The 18,163-nt window shown below is 59.7% G+C and carries 20 protein-coding genes; 19 read left to right on the top strand and 1 reads right to left on the bottom strand.

The genetic code is table 11. From position 1 onward, the window contains the following. Positions 1 to 46: 46 nt before the first annotated feature. The 19 genes from fliF (at position 47) to AB7783_RS21825 (ending at position 16,819) form a co-directional block, all read left to right on the top strand. A complete protein-coding gene (fliF, locus tag AB7783_RS21915) occupies positions 47 to 1,690 on the top strand; it encodes a flagellar basal-body MS-ring/collar protein FliF (protein ID WP_093757669.1) in 1,644 nt (547 codons plus the stop codon). Then, a complete protein-coding gene (locus AB7783_RS21910) occupies positions 1,687 to 2,382 on the top strand; it encodes a hypothetical protein (RefSeq protein ID WP_441278803.1) in 696 nt (231 codons plus the stop codon). Before fliF ends, AB7783_RS21910 begins: the two co-directional genes overlap by 4 nt. A gap of 1 nt (position 2,383) precedes the next feature. Next, positions 2,384 to 3,721 (top strand): MotB family protein, encoded by a 1,338-nt coding sequence (locus tag AB7783_RS21905; protein WP_441278802.1) that lies wholly within the window; start codon positions 2,384 to 2,386, stop codon positions 3,719 to 3,721. After that, positions 3,718 to 4,905: a chemotaxis protein gene (locus AB7783_RS21900; RefSeq protein ID WP_441278801.1), complete on the top strand. Its 1,188-nt coding sequence runs from the start codon at positions 3,718 to 3,720 to the stop codon at positions 4,903 to 4,905. The genes AB7783_RS21905 and AB7783_RS21900 overlap by 4 nt, the downstream gene beginning before the upstream one ends. Beyond that, entirely contained in the window at positions 4,902 to 6,134 is a 1,233-nt protein-coding gene (gene fliK / locus AB7783_RS21895; protein WP_441278800.1) for a flagellar hook-length control protein FliK, read from the top strand. Before AB7783_RS21900 ends, fliK begins: the two co-directional genes overlap by 4 nt. Before the next feature lie 43 nt (positions 6,135 to 6,177). Then, the gene (locus AB7783_RS21890) at positions 6,178 to 6,663 is read left to right on the top strand and encodes a transglycosylase SLT domain-containing protein (protein ID WP_441278799.1); all 486 of its coding nucleotides are present in this window, start codon (positions 6,178 to 6,180) and stop codon (positions 6,661 to 6,663) included. A gap of 74 nt (positions 6,664 to 6,737) precedes the next feature. After that, the gene (locus AB7783_RS21885) at positions 6,738 to 7,988 is read left to right on the top strand and encodes a flagellar hook protein FlgE (protein WP_120287537.1); all 1,251 of its coding nucleotides are present in this window, start codon (positions 6,738 to 6,740) and stop codon (positions 7,986 to 7,988) included. A gap of 32 nt (positions 7,989 to 8,020) precedes the next feature. Then, a complete protein-coding gene (flgK, locus tag AB7783_RS21880; RefSeq protein ID WP_441278798.1) occupies positions 8,021 to 9,490 on the top strand; it encodes a flagellar hook-associated protein FlgK in 1,470 nt (489 codons plus the stop codon). 5 nt (positions 9,491 to 9,495) lie between these two features. After that, positions 9,496 to 10,539 (top strand): flagellar hook-associated family protein, encoded by a 1,044-nt coding sequence (locus AB7783_RS21875; protein ID WP_441278797.1) that lies wholly within the window; start codon positions 9,496 to 9,498, stop codon positions 10,537 to 10,539. Positions 10,540 to 10,579: 40 nt separating this feature from the next. After that, positions 10,580 to 10,927: a flagellar biosynthesis regulator FlaF gene (gene flaF, locus AB7783_RS21870; protein ID WP_068729866.1), complete on the top strand. Its 348-nt coding sequence runs from the start codon at positions 10,580 to 10,582 to the stop codon at positions 10,925 to 10,927. An 8-nt stretch (positions 10,928 to 10,935) separates the two neighbouring features. Continuing rightward, a complete protein-coding gene (gene flbT / locus AB7783_RS21865; protein WP_441279747.1) occupies positions 10,936 to 11,343 on the top strand; it encodes a flagellar biosynthesis repressor FlbT in 408 nt (135 codons plus the stop codon). 15 nt (positions 11,344 to 11,358) lie between these two features. After that, entirely contained in the window at positions 11,359 to 11,766 is a 408-nt protein-coding gene (flgD, locus tag AB7783_RS21860; protein WP_441278796.1) for a flagellar hook assembly protein FlgD, read from the top strand. Between the two features lie 3 nt (positions 11,767 to 11,769). Next, positions 11,770 to 12,036, top strand: coding sequence for a flagellar biosynthesis protein FliQ (fliQ, locus tag AB7783_RS21855; RefSeq protein WP_089263448.1), 267 nt, complete (start codon positions 11,770 to 11,772; stop codon positions 12,034 to 12,036). 75 nt (positions 12,037 to 12,111) lie between these two features. Then, complete coding sequence (flhA, locus tag AB7783_RS21850; RefSeq protein WP_441278795.1) at positions 12,112 to 14,199, top strand: flagellar biosynthesis protein FlhA; 2,088 nt, start codon at positions 12,112 to 12,114, stop codon at positions 14,197 to 14,199. After that, positions 14,196 to 14,942, top strand: coding sequence for a flagellar biosynthesis protein FliR (gene fliR, locus AB7783_RS21845; protein WP_441278794.1), 747 nt, complete (start codon positions 14,196 to 14,198; stop codon positions 14,940 to 14,942). The genes flhA and fliR overlap by 4 nt, the downstream gene beginning before the upstream one ends. A gap of 6 nt (positions 14,943 to 14,948) precedes the next feature. Further along, positions 14,949 to 15,344, top strand: a complete 396-nt coding sequence (locus tag AB7783_RS21840) for a hypothetical protein (RefSeq protein ID WP_089263451.1) — start codon at positions 14,949 to 14,951, stop codon at positions 15,342 to 15,344. Between the two features lie 36 nt (positions 15,345 to 15,380). After that, entirely contained in the window at positions 15,381 to 15,845 is a 465-nt protein-coding gene (locus AB7783_RS21835) for a rod-binding protein (protein WP_309941951.1), read from the top strand. A 33-nt stretch (positions 15,846 to 15,878) separates the two neighbouring features. Further along, the gene (locus AB7783_RS21830; protein ID WP_441230991.1) at positions 15,879 to 16,370 is read left to right on the top strand and encodes a hypothetical protein; all 492 of its coding nucleotides are present in this window, start codon (positions 15,879 to 15,881) and stop codon (positions 16,368 to 16,370) included. After that, entirely contained in the window at positions 16,367 to 16,819 is a 453-nt protein-coding gene (locus AB7783_RS21825; protein WP_089263453.1) for a hypothetical protein, read from the top strand. Before AB7783_RS21830 ends, AB7783_RS21825 begins: the two co-directional genes overlap by 4 nt. Before the next feature lie 169 nt (positions 16,820 to 16,988). On the opposite strand, the gene AB7783_RS21820 is transcribed toward AB7783_RS21825, so the two are convergent. Continuing rightward, entirely contained in the window at positions 16,989 to 17,702 is a 714-nt protein-coding gene (locus AB7783_RS21820) for a response regulator transcription factor (RefSeq protein WP_089263454.1), read from the bottom strand. Positions 17,703 to 18,163 lie beyond the last annotated feature (461 nt).

Genomic DNA, 18,163 nt, shown 5'->3' with positions numbered 1-18,163 from the left:
CAAGCTTCACAATCGATGATCGATTCGGAAGTGGGCAGGGGTATTTATGGTCAATCGCGAGCACGCACAGAAGCTCTGGAACAATCTGCTTGAGCTGGGTACGAAGCGTCTCATTCTGCTCGCGGTGGTTGGCCTCGCTGTGTTTGGCGGCGTTGGCGGCGGCGCGTACTACATAAGCCGACCGGAATACAATGTTCTCTATTCGGGTCTTAGCCGCGAGGACGTGACGCGTGTCAGCTCGGTGCTGCGCGACGCGAATATCGCTTTCGATCTGAATACGGCGGGCGATACCGTCTACGTTCGTCCCGGACAGACCGCGCAGGCGCGTACGCTGCTGGCCGACAAGGGCCTGCCCAGCACCACCGGCGGCGGTTATGAGCTGTTCGACAAGATTGGCTCGCTCGGCCTGACGTCGTTCATGCAGGAAATCACGCGCGTGCGTGCGCTCGAGGGCGAGATTGCGCGGACGATCCAGGTTCTCAAAGGTGTCAAGGCAGCCCGCGTCCATATCGTGATGCCTGCGCGTGGCTCATTCCGGCGTGAGCAGTCGCCGCCATCGGCTTCGGTCGTATTGCGAACCGATGGTCCGGCGGATGCACGCACGGCACGTTCGGTGCGTCATCTCGTAGCCGCGGCTGTGCCGGGAATGACCGCGGATAAGGTCACCGTGCTCGACAGTGACGGTTCGCTGCTTTCGGACGACGACGGCAGCGGCAGCGTCGGGGCAACGCCGACTACGATGGCCAATTTGCAGAAGGTTGTCAGCCGCTCGATCCAGGAGAATGTGAGCCGGGCACTGACACCCTATCTGGGGCTCGATAACTTCGAGGTCAGCGTTGCGACCCAGCTGTCGACCGACAAGAAACAGACCAATGAGACGGTCTACGATCCGGATTCGCGGGTGCAGCGCTCCGTACGCGCTGTGCGAGAGAAGGAAACGTCGCAGAGCCTCGATCGGCAGCAACCGACAACCGTTCAGCAGAACCTGCCAGATCAGCAGGTCAATGCGACCGGCGCCAAGAATCAGAATGACGAGAAGCAGCGCCGCGAAGACATCACCAATTACGAAGTGTCGTCGAAGACGGTGACGACTACGAGTGATGGTTTTGTGGTGAACAAGATGTTTCTCGCCGTTCTGGTCAACCGGCCGCGCCTCATTGCGAGCCTTGGCGACAAGGTGAGCGATGCTGCGATCGAAGCCAAAGTCGCGGAGATCTCGCAGATTGCTGCGACCGCAGCTGGCATCGATCGCCCGCGCGGCGACCAGATTCAGGTTTCGGCGGTCGAATTCATGGAAGGTGCGCGCGATCTCGCGCCGGTGCCGTCGATCACCTTCACAGAGGTGATGATGCGCCAAGCGGGCAGTCTCGTGAGTGCCATCACCATTCTAGCCGTGGCCGGCATGCTGATCTGGTTCGGTCTGCGCCCGGCGATCAATACGATCCTGGCCAGCGCGAAAACGGACGAGACAACGCAGTTCCAGGCGGAGACGAATGCACTCCTCAGTGGCGGCAGCACGATGGCGACCGCGGCTCTGTCAGGAGGCGAGGCTCCGCCCAACCTCATTCAGGACGTCTCGAGCAGTATGCAGAATACGCCGCAGAAGCGGTTGGAACAGATTATCCAGCTTGATGAGAAGCAGGCGGCAGCGATTCTGAAACAATGGATCAGGCAAGAGGAAGCGGTATGAGCGCAGAGCAAGTCGCACGTCTGATCGCCGATTTCGATCGACCGGAGCCGCCAAAAACACGCAGCCGCGTCGTTCCGTTCGACCATCTGCATCACTCCAGCGTGCAGCCGCAGCATCAGCCGCTTCTGCAGAAGACAAAGCAGCAACCGTCGTTTCAACCGCAGCCGCAGATGCAGCCAAAGCCGCCTCTCGTGCAGGAGGATGATGGCTACGAGCGCGGTCGCGCCGAAGGTTACGCAAGTGCACTCGCCGAATTCGAGCAGCGCCTGGAGCAGGAGAAGCAGGCACTTGCGGTGCAGGCCGCCGAAGAACGGCAGCAATTGCTCAACGAGACAGCGGCCAAGCTCGCCGGCGATATCACCGAAATGGGCGACCAGTTGCAGGGAAGAATCGCTGGCGTAGCCGCGCGGCTTCTCGAGCCGCTCATCAGTAACGCCGTACAGAAACAGGCAGTCACTGCGTTCATCGAGCATTTGTCGTCGATCACGACCGATAGCCGCCGCCCGGTTCTGCGCATTACCGGTCCATCGGACTTGCTCGAATTGATCCGCAGCAAGCTCGGCGTCCGCGCCATTGCATCGGAGTTGCGTGCCGGCCCCGAAACAGAAGCGTCGATTGTCGTCGACCAGATCGTGCTTGAGACTCAGCTCAAGATATGGACCGAGCGCTTGAAAATGGCGGTCCAAAGCTGAGATGGCCGATCCGCTTCCGCCAGAAATAGTGATCATTCGCCGCCGCAGTTCGCTTGAGAGCGGCGAGACGAAGAACAGTGTCTGGAAAATCGCTTACGCCGACTTCATGACGGCGATGATGGCATTCTTCCTGGTGATGTGGCTGATCAATGCCACCAATCAGGAAACGCGCGAAAGCGTGGCTACCTACTTTAACCCGATCAAGCTGACGGACTCGACGCCGGATCGCAAGGGCATCAACGACGCCCGGCGGGTTGACCCCGGCAAGGCCGTGGAAGGCGAGAGCAAGTGGCCGCATCCGGAACCAGGTCAGCCGACGGATTCGCTCACGCGTCCGCAGCCCCCGCAGCCACGCTATGGCGAGGCGACGTTGTTTCGCGATCCTTATGCGGTGCTGTCGGAGATTGCCGGCGGTCCACCGCGTCCGGGGCAGACCAGCGCGGCGCTCGACCCAAATCGCAAGGAAGGGCTGAAGGGCGGAGAGGCCTATCGAGATCCGTTCGACCCGATCAACTGGCCGATGGCGTCGATCTCGTCGCTCGAGAAGAAGCTGTCGGGACGCAAGGACGCGGGCAGCCTACCATTCGGCGAAGATGTTGCTGCCGCGGCGAGCGAGGGTCAGGAGCCGCGCCCGCTCGATGCCAAGCCTGATGCCACCGGCACCCCGGGTCAGGAAATGTCCGGATCGAATTCAACTCCCGCGAAATCCGACAAGCAGGAGGCACCGAAGCCCGCCGGGTTGTTTGCCGACGATGGCGACAAGTCCAATCCGGCAGCGGGTCGCCCGCAACCGGCGCAGGCTGACAAGACCGCAGCACCGGCCGACAAATCCCAAGCGCAGCCTGACAAGGCGCCCGCCCAGGCCGAAAAGGCCCAGCCGATGGACGCCGCCAAGCTCCAGGCCGCGATCTCGGCGGCATTGGCCACCATTGGACCGGCGCGTCCGGTTGCCGAAGTGAGGGAGACTCCCGAGGGACTCCTGATCAATCTGACGGACGACGTGAATTACGGAATGTTTGCCAACGGCTCGGCCGAACCCACGCCCGGTCTCGTTCGTGCGCTCGACAAGATCACGCCGATGATCGCGCAGAACCGCGGCCAGGTCATCGTGCGCGGTCACACCGATAGCCGCGTCTATCGGACGTCGGAATATGACAATTGGCGGCTTTCGACGGCGCGTGCGCATATGGCGTATCACATGCTGGTGCGCGGCGGCCTCGACGCCGGGCGGGTCGAGCGCATCGAGGGCTATGCGGACCGCCGGCCGAAAATTCAGAATGATCCGCTCGCCGCGCAGAACCGGCGCATCGAGCTTCTGATCCGTGCCTCCGTGTTATGACCAGCGCCAGGATCATCGCAGCAACGCTTCTAGTCTGTCTTGGCAGCGCACATGCGCAGTCGGCCGACGACCAGATGCGCGAGCCGTATCAGATGGTTCGTTCATTACAGATGCTGCAAGATCAGATCGCGCGCGGCGATCTCGACGCCCACAATTCCCAACCCGCCCTGCTGAAACGCCTGGGTGAGAACTTCCTGAAAGCCGATGCGGCCGTCTGGAAGGAGCCGCGCAATTCGCGCGCAGCTGTCACCTTCCTCTTGAGTGGCGGGTCGCCGCAAGTGGTCGCGAGCCTCCGCTCTCGCAACGTGCTGAATATTGACGAGACCATTGTCGATGGCGCCATCGCCTATGTCGAAGGGCGCACGGACGAAGCGAAATCGAAGCTCGCCAATATCAAGCCACGCAGCCTGCCTGCGGCACTCGGTGCGGAGATTGCGCTGGTGCAATCGGCACTGGTTGCGCAGGACGACCTGAAGGTCGCGATCGCATTGCTCGACGAGGTGCGGTTGATGATGCCGGGCACGCTGGTCGAGGAAGCGGCACTGCGTCGCGAGATTTTCATCGTCGGACAGGACGACGACTTCGACAAGTTCGAAGCCCTCGCGGTGCGCTATTTTCGCCGATATCGGCATTCTATCTATGCGGGAAATTTCCGCCAGCGCTTTGCGCTCTCTGTTGCACGCTTCAGCTTCGTGCAGCGTCCCGATCGTTTCCCGCGTCTTGTCGCCGTGCTCGATCATCTCGATCGGGCGAGCCAGCGGGCACTCTATCTTCTGATTGCAAGAACGGCATTGGTTCGCGGCAAGACTGAAATGACGGTGCTTGCCGCCGACCGCGTATTCGCATTGTCCGATGACGACAGTGCCGAGCGCGTACGCGCGCGCCTGTATCGTGCCGCGGCACGCGTTGCCACATCTGCACACAGTACGGCAATCGCCGAGCTTGAGCAGATCGACAAGGCAAAACTATCCGAACGTGATGTCGAACTGCAAACCGCTGCGCTTGCCATTGGGCTGAATGTTCGAAAGGCGCTGCCGGAGGCAAAAGCCAAGAGCGACGGAAGCAGCGAAGCGAAGACGGCTATGCGGCCGCGCATTGATTTCAGCCGCTCTCTCGCTGCCGTCGATCGGGCGCAAAAGCTGCTCGATGCGTCGCAGGAGCAATTAAAGGAGAAGGTCCGATGAACAATGCTGATCTCCTGATGGCAGCGCTTCGCCAGACAGCGGCCGGAAAGGCTGGGACGAAAGGCGGATTGAACGGCGGTGCCCATGCCAAGGACGGCAAGGAGAAGGCCGATCATTTTCGCGAGCAGCTCCGCCTGGTCTCAAAGGAGACCAAAACAGTCACGCCGCATGTTGCCAAGACAGCTGATGACGCGAAAATCGTCGACGCAAAGCCGATACTCGACGCGGCATCTGTTCTTGCGGAATTGACGGGTGAAGTCGCGCAAAAGCCAAACGTCAGCGACGATCAAGCCGATGACGACGATTCAAAGGCCACGAGGGGCGAGGAGAGCGCGACAAAATCTGCACCCTGGCGCGGACCGGATCCCGCGCTCAGCGCGGTAATGGCCAAACTCGATCATGCACACTCACCTTTGCCCAGCGATGACAAGGCGGTGTCTCGCATCTCGGTACCGGACGTGAAGACAGATGATGCTCCGCGCGATCCCGCGAAGCTCATTCAGGCCGCAACGGCCGACGTGCCTGACGCCGATGCGGCTGCCACGCAACGGTTTACGTTGGCGGTCGAGACGACGGATACCAAGCCGCTTCCGGTCGCGAAGGCGGTCGTCCGTGAGCAAGAGACGCATTTCGAGCCCGTGCAACAGGTCACGACGCTGCAGAAGATCGTCGATCGAATGGCGACTGATCTGGCGACCGTCGCATCACCTGAAGGGGCTCGCGCGGCCGACGCGCCGGGGCTCGAAACGAACAAGACCGCGGATAGCCGGCCGGTGCGCATGATGACGCTCGAACTCGATCCGCCCAATCTCGGTTCTGTCACCGTGAAGATGCGGCTTGCCGGCGATTCCGTGGAGATTCATCTCACTGCGGATCGCTACGAGACCACGCAGATGCTGCGACAGGAGCGCGGTGCGCTCACCGACGCCATGCAGTCGGCTGGGTACTCGTTCGATATCGCAGCGATCGACCATACCCGCACCCCCGACTCAAATCTGAACAACGGTCAGCAGCAGCAGCAGCAACAACAGATGCCGTCCGATCATCGCTCTTCGCTGCCGTCGTCGGGCGGATCGCAGGCGGATGGTGGTTCTTCGGGCCGGTCATCCGGCGATTCGCAGAACGGCACACGGCATAACAGGCAGGATCATGAGCAATCGCCAAGGCCGGCAGAACGGCAGCAGGATCAGAATAGCAGCCGGGTTCGCAGCAGCACTGTTTATATCTAGCGTTGCGACCAATGCGCGGGCCGAAGGTCCGTGCGAGCGGGAGATGGCACGAGCGGCACGCCGCCATAATGTACCACTCGGCGTGCTCTTTGCTGTCGGACTCAGCGAGACTGGACGCAAGGGCGTGCTGAATCCCTATGCGCTCAATGTCGATGGCCGGACGGTGCTCGCCACCGATCTGCGCAACGCCGTTGCGCGCTTCGCCGAGGAGAAAAGCAAGGGCGCGAAGCTGGTCGATCTCGGCTGCATGCAGATCAATCACCGCTATCACGGCGAGAAGTTTCCCAGTGTGGAAGCGATGTTCGATCCCGCGCGCAATGTCGATTATGCCGCGCGATTTCTGAAAGATCTGCGTGAGCGCGAGGGAAACTGGACGATGGCTGTCGCGCGCTACAACGCCGGTCCGACTAACGTTGTCGGCCAAAGACGCTACATCTGCAGTGTCATCGGCAGCCTTGTCGCCAGCGGATTTGGGTCGTGGACGAGCAAGGCCCGCGATTTTTGCGCCGAGCGCACTGCGTCACGATGACCCTGTGGATAACCGCCAGCCTCGCGCAAGCAACTTCAACTCTAATACTTCACACGTGAAACGGAGGATAATCGATGAGTCTGTATGGGGTGATGCGCACAGGCGGCTCCGGCATGAACGCGCAGTCGAACAAACTGGCGACGGTCGCTGACAATATCGCCAACGTGAATACCACAGGCTACAAGCGCGCCTCGACGGAATTCTCCTCCCTTATCCTTCGCAGCGGAACCGGAAACTACAATTCCGGCAGCGTCGAGACGCAGGTTCGTTACGCGATCTCTGATCCCGGTACGGCGAATTACACGACTTCTGCGACCGATATGATGATTCAGGGCAATGGCTTTTTCGTCGTCAGCGATGCGGGTGGCACGCCTTACCTCACGCGCGCTGGCTCTTTCGTTCCGGATGGCCAGGGCAATCTCTACAATACCGGTGGCTACTATCTGATGGGCTACAACATCAAGAATGGTGCCCAGCCGAACGTCGTTGCCAACGGCCTCGGCAATCTCGAGGTCGTAAACATCGCGCAGCAGTCCTTGCTGGGAAATCCGACGACCCAGGCAGGTATCAGTAGCGCCAACCTGGATTCCAATGCTGCGATCAGCGCCGGACCGCCGAACTTTACGTCGAAAACGTCGGTCATCACCTACGATAATATTGGAAATGCGGTGAAACTTGACATGTATATGTTCAAGACAGCCGCCAATACATGGGATGTGCAGATCTACAACAGCGCAGGCGCGGCAGCAGGCGGCGGCTTCCCCTATGCAGCCGGGTCGCAGCTGGGCACCACCCAGACATTTACCTTCGACGTCAGCGCCACCGGCAAGGGCCGCCTCGCTGCCGCGAGCCCGACCTCGATGGCCTTCACAATCCCGGGCGGCTCGCCCGTCACTTTCGATATGTCGAGTATGACGCAGGTCGCGGACGAGTTCCAGTTCAAGGCCACGACCAACGGCAACGCGCCGAGCGCGCTCGACCGTGTGGAGGTGAGCTCAGACGGCACCATGTATTCGATCTTCGACGACGGCACGCGAATCGCGAGCTACAAGATCCCGCTGGCGACGGTACCGAGTCCCGACAATCTCTCGCCCGAAGTCGGGAATGTCTATTCGATCAGCACCAACTCCGGCAACATCCAGGTCGATTTCGCGGGCAATAGCGGTCTCGGTACCATCAAGCCGGAAGCGCTCGAAGCATCCAACGTCGATCTGGCCAACGAGCTCACGGCGATGATCGAGTCGCAGCGTGGCTACACCGCGAATTCCAAGGTGTTCCAGACCGGCGCTGACCTGCTCGACGTACTCGTCAACCTGAAGCGCTAGCGCACAGCGCGGATCACTGACGGGAGTCTCCAATGTCACTTACGGTCGCACTCAATTCGGCCCGCTCGTCGCTTATGGCGTCGGGCGTCCAGTCTTCCGTCATCTCGCGCAACGTCGCCGGCCTGCATCAGGACGGCTACTCCCGCAAGAATGCTCTGATCGTTTCCCAGCCGGGCAGCGGTGTCTATGTCAGTGGTATTCAGCGGGCCGCCAGCGCCGGCTTGTTCAACAATGTCGTCAAGGCGGTATCGAACACCGCACAGCAGGATGCCCTTTATAACGGTCTGCAGAAGGTTGCGGCTGTCACCATCGACGACCCCGAGCTCGATCAGTCTGCCGCGGCGCAACTGGCCAAGCTGAAAAGCGCCCTGCAGCAATATGCATCGGCGCCGGATAACGTAACGTTCGCGAATTCCGCCGTCACGGCGGCCAAAAATGTTGCCGCATCGCTGAACGATTCGACCAACACCGTGCAGACTGTTCGCGCGGATGCCGACGCCGAAATGGCGACGTCGGTCGGGAATATCAATCAGCTTCTGGCGCAATTCGAGACGGTCAATACGGCGATCATCAAGGGAACGATCTCTGGCTCCGACGTCACCGACTACCTTGATACGCGCGATAGTATCCTGTCGAAGCTGTCCCAGGAGGTTGGGATCACGTTTGCCACCCGCGCAAACAATGACATGGTTGTCTATACGGATTCCGGGGTCACGTTGTTCGAGCGTACCGCTCGCTCCGTAACCTTCGCTCCGACAAATTCCTACACGGCCACCACAACGGGTAACGCTGTGGTCATCGATGGCGTTCCCGTTACCGGCGCTAACGCGATCATGCCGATCGGCTCCGGCAAGCTCGCTGGTCTCGCGACGCTTCGCGACGGCAAGATGGTGACCTATCAGAATCAGCTCGACGAAGTTGCGCGCGCCGTGATCGAGATTTTTGCCGAGAAGGATCAGAGTGCTGCCGCTGGACCAGACCAAACCGGCCTCTTCACCTATGCCGGTGGACCCGGAATGCCGACCACGGGCGTGATCAATACCGGACTCGCCGGCACGATCAAGGTGACAGCCTTGGTCGATCAGGCCCTTGGCGGCAATCCGAGCCTGATCCGCGATGGTGGGATCAATGGCGTTAATTACGTCTACAATGCCGGCGGTGAGGCGGGTTTCTTCGCCCGCATTCAAGGCCTCGTCGATGGCATGGCGGCATCCCGAACCTATGATCCGGCCGCGCTCGGCAAGCCTAGCGGCAGCCTCGTCGACTTTGCCGGCTCCTCGGTGAGTTGGCTGGAATCGCAACGCAAGAGCGTCGGCGACGACGCCACCTATAGCCAGACGCTCCTGGAGCGCAGCGCCGATGCGTTGTCGAACGTCAATGGCGTCAACATGGATGATGAGATGACCTTCATGTTGCAGGTCGAGCGCACTTTCTCGGCATCGTCGAAGCTGATCTCAACGATTGACGACATGCTGAAAGAACTTCTGATGGCGGTGGGGTAATCGATATGGCTACAAATTTCATTTCATCGAACTCGATTTCGACCACCCTGCGCATCTCCGCGTCGAAAAGCCAGGTGGCGATCTCAAAGGCCACCAAGGAGGCGACGACAGGAAGGCTCGCTGACGTCGGGGGGAGTCTTGGTGCACTCACGGGTCGCGACGTGACCCTGCGTGCGGAGCTTCTCGATATGGAGAAAATCGTCGATACCAATGCACTCGTGAGTGCCCGCCTGGACGTCACGCAGGAGCGTGTTTCGCAATTGATCGAGACGGCACAGTCCTTCCAGAAGGATCTGCTGGCGGCGCGCAATTCGGCAAATGGCGGCGTCATCATCGCCCAGCCGGCGGCGTCGAACCTCCAGTCGCTTCTTACGACGCTCAATGTTTCGATGGACGGGCAATATCTGTTCGCCGGCATCAACACGGCGCAACAGCCGATGACGCCTTATCAGACCGGTTCAGCCAGCAAGACGGCGATCGATGCGGCTTTTACTGCCGCCTTTGGTTTTCCGCCCGGTGACGTGGCTGCCGTAAATATAACCCCCGCCGCCATGAATAACTTCCTCGACAATGCGTTTGCGACCGAATTCGACGATCCGGCCTGGGGAGCGAACTGGTCTTCGGCATCCGATCAGGTCATGCGCAGTCGCATCTCTACGACACAAACCGTCGATTCTTCCGCCAGCGCCAATGACAAGGCATTCCGGAACCTGGCGATGGCCTACACGATGCTCAGCGGGCTTGGTCTGGAAACTCTGAATCAGAGCGCGTTCCAGGCCGTTACAGACAAGGCGCTGCTGCTGGTCGGCGGTTCGGTGTCCGACCTTGCGAGTGTCGGTGCACGCCTCGGAACCGCGCAGGAACAGACAACAAATGCTACCAGTCGTCTCAAGGTGCAGACCGACATCGTCAACAAGCAGATCAACGCGATGGAAGTGGTCGATCCGGAAGAGGCATCCGTCCGGGTCAACTCTCTGAAAAATCAGTTGGAGATGTCGCATGCGCTGACCGCGCAAATTCAGAACCTCAGCATCCTCAATTATCTCTGATAGGTGGGCTGATCTATGAAGCAACAGGTTATCGATTGAAATGACACTGGCAGGTTACGACGCGGAAATCGAGGATAGCGGCCGCGAGGCGCGATCCAGGGAACAACAAGCGCTGAATCACGGAATTAAACTACTTCAGAAAATCCAGAGCGGAGCGCTTGCTTCATCCGAAGAAACAGACGCCTTACTCTATATTCGTAATCTCTGGACCTTCTTCATACAAGATCTGTCGAATCCACGAAACGGCCTGCCGGAGCAGTTGCGAGCGCAACTGATTTCGATTGGTCTCTGGGTCATCAAGGAAGCCGAGCGCCTCCGGGAAGGGCAGTTGTCGGACGTGAGCGATCTCGTTGCGATCAATATCGTCATCCGGGATTCGCTGGCATGAAGAAGCCAATGTGCATATCGCTGCGATCGGGCGAGAAAATCTATATTAACGGCGCAGTTCTGCGGGTCGATCGCAAGGTGACGCTGGAACTGATCAACGACGTGACCTTCCTGCTGGAAAGCCAGGTCATGCAGGTCGCCGATGCGACAACGCCGCTTCGGCAGCTCTATTTCGTCGTGCAACTGATGTTGATGAGCCCGAGCGATATCGAACAGGCGCGTGCGGTCTTTGGACATCAGCGCTGCGCGATCTACGCGGCGGCCGACAACAAGGAATTGTTGCAGGGCCTCGATGCGATCGAGGAGCTCGTCGAGGCGAAGCGCTATTACGAGGCGTTGCGGAAGATACGGGTTCTGTTCGAAGTCGAACAGGCGATCCTGAGCGGCGCCGACATGCTGCTGCCGGTCGTAGCCTAACCAAGGGAGAGCGAGATGATCGTCAACGGCGTAGATACCGCGAAATCCACAACAAACACGACGTCGACGACGTCGTCGACCAACATGATCGACTACAATGGCTTCCTGCAGCTTCTGATCGCGCAGATGCGCAACCAGGATCCCACCAATCCGACCGATTCAACCGAATATATGAGCCAGCTTGCACAGCTGTCGTCCGTCGAGCAGGCGGTTCAGACCAATGCAAAGCTCGATACGCTGCTGTCGACCAGCGCAATGTCTCAGGCTGAAGGGCTGATCGGCCGCACCGCGTCGTTCACGGACGAATCCGGCACGAACACGACCGGCAAGATCAAGGAAGTCTATATCATTCAGGGCGGTGCGGTCGCGACGCTCGAGAACGGGGTCAAGGTTTCTCTTGGACCCGGCATCACGATCAGCTGAGCCATGAACGAGCGCGACGCCCTCGATATCGCCCAACAGGCGATCTGGACCATCATCGTTGCCGCCGGCCCGGCGGTCGGTTCCGCGATGTTCGTCGGCATCGTCATTGCCCTCCTGCAGGCGCTGACCCAGGTACAGGAAATGACGCTGACCTTCATCCCCAAGATCGTGGTGATGTTAATCGTGGTCGCCGTCACCGGCTCCTTCATGGGAGCCCACATCTTTGCCTTCACCGAAGTGCTCTACGGCCGGATCGAGCGCGGCTTCTAGCCGCCACAGTCTTCACCATCTTCACGCAAGGTCGGCGCTGCACAGTGCGGCCATGATATTCGCGCGAGACTTGCCATGGCCGACGTAATGATTTCAGCCCTGCCGGCCGAACGGCGGGCCGGCACGGACGTGGCCTTTGCATTCGGCATCGTCACCATTCTGGTGATGCTGGTGCTGCCGGTTCCGACGATCCTGATCGACCTCGGCCTGGCCTTCTCGATTGCGTTGTCCGCGCTGATCCTAATGGTGTCGCTGTGGATTCAGCGGCCGCTGGATTTCTCGGCATTTCCGACCGTGCTACTGATCGCGACCATCCTGCGTTTGGCGCTCAACGTCGCGACCACACGCGTGATCCTGTCGCATGGCGGTGAGGGAGAACACGCCGCCGGCTATGTCGTCGCCGGCTTCGCCAAATTCGTGATGGGCGGTGATTTCGTCATCGGTCTGATCATCTTTGCAATTCTCGTTACCGTGAATTTCGTAGTGATCACCAAGGGTGCGACGCGTATCGCCGAAGTCGGTGCTCGTTTTTCGCTTGACGCCATTCCGGGCAAGCAAATGGCGATCGACGCCGACCTGTCGGCGGGTCTGATCGATGACAAGGAAGCGCAGCGCCGGCGCCACGAGCTGGAGGAGGAGAGTTCGTTCTTCGGCGCCATGGATGGTGCCTCGAAATTCGTGCGCGGCGACGCCATTGCCGGCCTAATCATCACTGCCATCAACATCTTTGGTGGCATCATCATCGGCGTCACTCATCATGGCATGGAACTGTCACGCGCCGCTGACGTCTTCACCAAGCTCTCCGTTGGTGACGGCCTGGTCTCGCAGATCCCCGCGCTGATCGTGTCGCTCTCGGCCGGTCTGCTCGTCTCCAAGGGCGGCACCCGCGGCTCTGCCGAGCAGATGGTGCTGAAGCAGCTCGGAAAGTATCCGCGCGCCCAGTCAGTTGCCGCGATGATGATGTTTGCGCTCGGTCTGCTCCCCGGCCTGCCATTCCTGCCCTTCGCGCTGCTTGGCAGCGCCATGGCCTTCATGAGCTTTACGCTCCCGCGCCAGCAGGCCGCCCGCGCGAAGGTGGAACAGGCGCGCGTCGCGCAGGTTCAGGAAAAGGTGCAGATCGAGAACAGGGATTCCGTCAAGGAATTGCTCAAGACCTCCGATGTCGAGCTCTGCGTCGGTAGCCAGCTTGCGATCCAGATGCTGAATGCCCATGGGGAATTGGCGCATCGCGTCGCCAAGGTTCGGCGGCGTTTCGCTGCCCAATATGGCTTCGTCATTCCCGAGATCAAGCTGACCGACGACCTCTCCATCGGGCCGAAGTCATATCGTATCAAGATCTACGGCACCGTCGTGGCCCATCACGAATTGCGCATTGGCGAGTCCCTCGTGTTGTTTGACGGCGATAGGAAGCCCGATGTTCCGGGCGACGAGACGATCGAGCCCGCTTTCGGCATGAAGGCGATGTGGGTTCCGGAGACTTTCATCGACGAAGTCAAACAGGATGGCTTCAAGATCGCGGACAATATCTCGGTGCTGCTCACGCATCTCAGCGAGGTCGTCCGCAACAATCTGGCCCAGCTCCTTACCTACAAGGACACCCGCGCACTGATCGATCGGCTCGATCCCGAATACAAGCGGTTGATCGAGGATATGGTGCCATCGCAGATTTCCTATTCAGGGCTGCAGGCGGTGTTCAAGCTTCTGCTGGCAGAGCGTATCTCGATCCGCAATCTGCACCTCATTCTGGAAGCCATCGCCGAGATCGCGCCGCATGTGCGTCGGTCCGAGCATGTGGCCGAGCACGTACGGATGCGTATTGCGCAGCAGATCTGCGGCGATTTCGCCGACAACGGCGTGCTCAAGGTGCTCCGCCTTGGCAATCGCTGGGACCTCGCCTTTCATCAAAGCATCAAGCGCGACGGCAAGGGTGAGATCGTGGAATTCGACGCCGATCCGCGGCTGGTCGAGCAATTTGCGGATGACGTGTCGGTTGCAGTTCGTAAGGCGGCCGCGAATGGCGATACCGCGGTGCTGGTCGCGCCGCCTGACGTCCGTCCTTATGTGCGCATGATCACCGAACGTATGTTCCCCACGCTGCCGGTGCTGTCGCATGTGGAGATTGCGCGGGGGGCCGAGGTGATGTCGCTCGGAGCCGTGTCTTGATCGCAAGCAGCTCCGCCTCCATCCTGGCCACGTTCCTGATCTTTTGCCGCATCGGAACTTGCATGATGGTGGCGCCGGGCTATTCCCGCGTCAATATCCCGACACAGATCCGGTTGTTCCTCGCCATCAGCGTCACCTTGATGCTCACACCTCTGCTGGAGTCTACGGTCCGGCCTGCTGTGGAAGCGGCAACGGCGCCGGACCTCCTCCGCTTGATCATGTCCGAGCTGATGGTGGGCCTTGTCATCGGACTCACTGCACGCATGTTCTTCGCGGCGCTGGAAACGATGGCTACATTCGTCGCGTCGGGGATCGGTCTGACCCTCCCTGGTGTCGCCGACGATGGCGAGCATGTGCCGGCGCTGGTGCCGCTGATCACGCTGACTGCGACGGTGGTCTTCTTTGTAACCGACCAGCATTGGGAATTGTTGCGCGGCCTGGTCGGGTCCTATCAGATCTGGTTGCCGGCAACCGGGATCAGCGCCGAGGGCGGGTTAACGCAACTCGTAGATCATCTCTCCATGGCCTTTACGCTGGCGCTCCGGGTCGCCAGTCCCTTCGTCGTCTATGCTGTCATCGTCAATTTCGCGGTTGGTCTCGCCAATAAACTGACGCCAAGCATTCCCGTCTACTTTATCTCGATTCCCTTTGTACTCACTGGCGGTCTGCTGCTGCTCTATCTCACGGGCCGCGAAATGGTGCTGCAATTCAGCATCGCTTTCGCATCCTGGCTGTCCGGGTGACGAACCATGCAGAAGCGCGACCACAAGATCCGCCGTATCGCCGCCGTGCAGGCAAGGCTGCACCGGATTGCCGAGTGGCAGCTGATGGAATGCCAGGCACGGGAGAACCAGCTCGAGGAGAAGCAGCGCCTCATTCTGGAAGGGTTCAATGATGAGAGCAAGCTTCCGGATTTGGCCGTGCAGACCGCCAGCCAAAGTCTGCGCGCCGCTAGCATCGAGCAAGGCGTCGTAGCCAAGACCAGGGAAAGACTGGCGGCGCACGCGCGCGACGAAGGCCGCAAGCTGAAACATGCGCTGAAGATGGTGAAGTCGGCGGTCGGGCGCACGGTTCGGGCCGACGAAAAGCGGGTTCTGGACGACGAAATCGACAAGGCCGCACGGCGGTCGATCGAGGGAGCATAGACCGATGGGAATTCTGACAGTTGCGCAGGGTATGTCATGACAGTCGCCCCGGTATCTAATGATCTGATCGCGGATGTCATGAAGGCGGCCGATCCGGCCGCCCAGCGCGTAGCGGCGACCAGGCTCGAGCGGATGGCGCCGGCAGACAAAGCGAATTTTGCATCCGCGATCGCCGAAGAGTTCGCTGCGGGCCAGACGGCGCAGAGCGCGACGGCTGTACCGATCAGCGGCGGAGAGGTCGCGACGACGCCGATCATCCGGAAGGCAGAAGGAAGCAATCCGACTTATCGCAAGTTCGAAGCCTTCGTGCTGCAGATGTTCGTGGAAACGATGCTGCCGAAGGACGCCGAGGACGTCTTCGGCAAGGGTACTGCCGGCAATATCTGGCGTTCGATGCTCGCCGAGCAGATCGGCAATGAAATGGCCAAGGGCAACGGCGTCGGCATCGCCAAGCAACTGGCAAAATCGCGCCCGACATCGGCTCCCACCTCCGAAGGCTAACGGCCGATTCCGGCCATGACAGTAGAGATCGACATGGAACAGATCGAACAGCAGACCTCAATCATCCCCGTCGAAGCGCAGGCTCTGGCCCTGCCTGAGAATGACCTTCCTGAATCGGCGGCACAGGAAGCCCCGATTTTCGGCGAGGCGGACGATGTGCCTGGCCAATGGCTCGGCACCCAAAGCAGCGCGCTGAGCGCGATCGATCGGCTGAAAGCGACCATCGACGAGGAGACGGAGAAGCTTGAGGTTCGCGCGGTAGTGGATTTCGACGGCTTCAGCCAGCGCAAGAACCGTGGCCTGCTCGAACTGACTCGGGCAATGCGGCTGACTCAGGACATCAAGAATGATCCGCGCGTCACGCCGCAACTCACACTGTTGCGTGCGAGCCTGATCCGTAATCAAGCTGCGTTGCAGATCCATCTCGATGCAGTGCGTGAGGTCTCGGCCATCATCGCGCGTTCGATCCAGGAGGTTGAATCGGACGGCACCTACTCACTGGCGATCGCAGGCAAGCGCAAATGATGAAGCTGCTGATCACGGGCATTTGGGCCTGCCTCGTCACTGTGGGTACCAGTTTCGGGATCTCCTACTGGAAGGAGACTGCGGCTGCATTGCCCGCGAAGCAGGACCAACCTGAAGGTCTGGTCTATGAAAAGGTCAAGGTGATCAATGTGCCGATGATCGCCGACGGCAGCGTTCAGGGCTATATCGTCACCCAGCTCGTCTTCACTGCTAACGCCAAAGTCCTGCGTCAGCTTCCGGTGCCGCCGGAGCCGTTCGTCGTCGATGAAGCATTCCGTATGATCTATGGCGACCAGAAGCTCGATTTCAAGAATCTCGGTCGTTACGACCTCACACAATTCGCGCAGACGGTGCGCGCGCAGGTCAACAAGCGTCTGCAGACGGAGGCGCTGCAGGAAGTCCTAGTGCAGGATTTCAATTATGTGTCGAAGGATCAGATTCGCCGCTGAGACTACAACGGGTGGTCATCGCTGTGGTACGGTGACGCTCGATGATCTAGCGTGGTGGATGTGTGGTACTTCGCGTTGCGCGAGAAGCTCTGTGTCTTGCACAGCAGTTCGAGGAGGCGGTGGACGCCAACGCCGTGGTCGGCGTCCTCTTGCGCGTAAGGCGTGAGCCTTAGTTCGCCTTTGAAACAGGCGCTTCGTTAGCGGGACGAGACTTCAGATCGTCCAATCGGTAACCCATATAACGCTTCGATTCGATCGGGTCGAAGCCGAGATGATCGCGTAGCTTCTTGCGCAGCTTGCTCACATGGCTCTCGATCACATTCTCATCGAAGCTCGCATCGAACAGACCGTAGATAGCGTTGAAGAGCTGGGTCTTCGTCAGCCATTTGCCCTGATGCCCGACCAGGTGTTCGAGAATGCGTAGTTCGCGTCGTGGCAGAATCAAAGTGCGACCGGCAACCTCCGGGTCGCGGCCATCGAGAAAGACACGAATTACGCTCGTTTGTGCCGGTTCATGCTGATCGATGGTGCGGCGGCGAATAACTGCCGTTCGTGCCATGATCTCCCGGACGTGGACCGGTGCGTGAACGACGTCATCGACGCCAGCTTCGAATAACTCAATGGTCTGCTTGAGGTGCTTCAGGCTGTTGAGCGCAATAATCGGCGCCCGTGACCTGTTGCGGATACTGGATGGGATGCTCGTCCGATCCGGACAATCGCCCAGCAGAAAGGCCCGAATGACAGTTAAATCATTACCAACGGCACATTCCAGCCAATCGCGAAAGTCTGTAGAAGTGAAGCCAATCGATACAACCCCTTCGCGATCAAACCCGGCCGCATAGCCTTGTGTGACGCCCTCTCGGTCATCGATTACAACAAACATTTTAATCCCCTGCGTGTTCGCCTTGATATCGTTATGGGGTCGAATTAGGCGCACTCGCCCCATTTTTGTCTTGAAGACGCAACACAACAGTTACTTGAGCGGATGGATGGGCCTTTGAGCGATTCGCTGACTTGCAAATGGGAGGCCCGGTCGCTTTTTACGGGATACCCAATGCTGTGATGCGGTCAGCTCACATTCTCCGGCTTGCATTCATCCGTAGTTTCAGAGAGCTCCCTCTCGCTATGTGAACACGACATGACATCTCATGGTCGTGCACGGTCGGTGGCAGAACCGAACCAGCGCTAATGTCAAAACGGGGGAGGTGGCCGATCGCGTGCCGTATCGTCGATATCTGGCGCTTTGATCGGCTGAACTTGCCCGAGTTGTCACACACGCGAATCGGCATACTGGTCATCAAGATGATACCGCATCATCAAGTAGTCGAGGTGCACAAATTTGCA

The organism is Tardiphaga sp. 172_B4_N1_3, assembly GCF_052076035.1.
Taxonomy (GTDB): Bacteria; Pseudomonadota; Alphaproteobacteria; order Rhizobiales; family Xanthobacteraceae; genus Tardiphaga; species Tardiphaga robiniae.
The sequence above is the reverse complement of the archived record's forward strand: the minus strand, read 5'-3'. Positions and strand labels throughout refer to the sequence as shown.

Excerpts from the sequence above, each read along its gene's own strand:
- AB7783_RS21825 (WP_089263453.1), top strand. The coding sequence starts at position 16,367 with ATGATGAAGCTGCTGATCACGGGCATTTGGGCCTGCCTCGTCACTGTG.
- fliF (WP_093757669.1), top strand. The coding sequence starts at position 47 with ATGGTCAATCGCGAGCACGCACAGAAGCTCTGGAACAATCTGCTTGAG.
- flbT (WP_441279747.1), top strand. The coding sequence starts at position 10,936 with ATGTGCATATCGCTGCGATCGGGCGAGAAAATCTATATTAACGGCGCA.
- AB7783_RS21885 (WP_120287537.1), top strand. The coding sequence starts at position 6,738 with ATGAGTCTGTATGGGGTGATGCGCACAGGCGGCTCCGGCATGAACGCG.
- AB7783_RS21890 (WP_441278799.1), top strand. The coding sequence starts at position 6,178 with ATGGCACGAGCGGCACGCCGCCATAATGTACCACTCGGCGTGCTCTTT.
- flgK (WP_441278798.1), top strand. The coding sequence starts at position 8,021 with ATGTCACTTACGGTCGCACTCAATTCGGCCCGCTCGTCGCTTATGGCG.
- AB7783_RS21830 (WP_441230991.1), top strand. The coding sequence starts at position 15,879 with ATGGAACAGATCGAACAGCAGACCTCAATCATCCCCGTCGAAGCGCAG.
- AB7783_RS21905 (WP_441278802.1), top strand. The coding sequence starts at position 2,384 with ATGGCCGATCCGCTTCCGCCAGAAATAGTGATCATTCGCCGCCGCAGT.
- flaF (WP_068729866.1), top strand. The coding sequence starts at position 10,580 with ATGACACTGGCAGGTTACGACGCGGAAATCGAGGATAGCGGCCGCGAG.
- AB7783_RS21910 (WP_441278803.1), top strand. The coding sequence starts at position 1,687 with ATGAGCGCAGAGCAAGTCGCACGTCTGATCGCCGATTTCGATCGACCG.
- AB7783_RS21900 (WP_441278801.1), top strand. The coding sequence starts at position 3,718 with ATGACCAGCGCCAGGATCATCGCAGCAACGCTTCTAGTCTGTCTTGGC.
- fliQ (WP_089263448.1), top strand. The coding sequence starts at position 11,770 with ATGAACGAGCGCGACGCCCTCGATATCGCCCAACAGGCGATCTGGACC.
- flgD (WP_441278796.1), top strand. The coding sequence starts at position 11,359 with ATGATCGTCAACGGCGTAGATACCGCGAAATCCACAACAAACACGACG.
- AB7783_RS21835 (WP_309941951.1), top strand. The coding sequence starts at position 15,381 with ATGACAGTCGCCCCGGTATCTAATGATCTGATCGCGGATGTCATGAAG.
- AB7783_RS21820 (WP_089263454.1), bottom strand. The coding sequence starts at position 17,702 with ATGTTTGTTGTAATCGATGACCGAGAGGGCGTCACACAAGGCTATGCG.
- AB7783_RS21875 (WP_441278797.1), top strand. The coding sequence starts at position 9,496 with ATGGCTACAAATTTCATTTCATCGAACTCGATTTCGACCACCCTGCGC.
- AB7783_RS21840 (WP_089263451.1), top strand. The coding sequence starts at position 14,949 with ATGCAGAAGCGCGACCACAAGATCCGCCGTATCGCCGCCGTGCAGGCA.
- flhA (WP_441278795.1), top strand. The coding sequence starts at position 12,112 with ATGGCCGACGTAATGATTTCAGCCCTGCCGGCCGAACGGCGGGCCGGC.
- fliK (WP_441278800.1), top strand. The coding sequence starts at position 4,902 with ATGAACAATGCTGATCTCCTGATGGCAGCGCTTCGCCAGACAGCGGCC.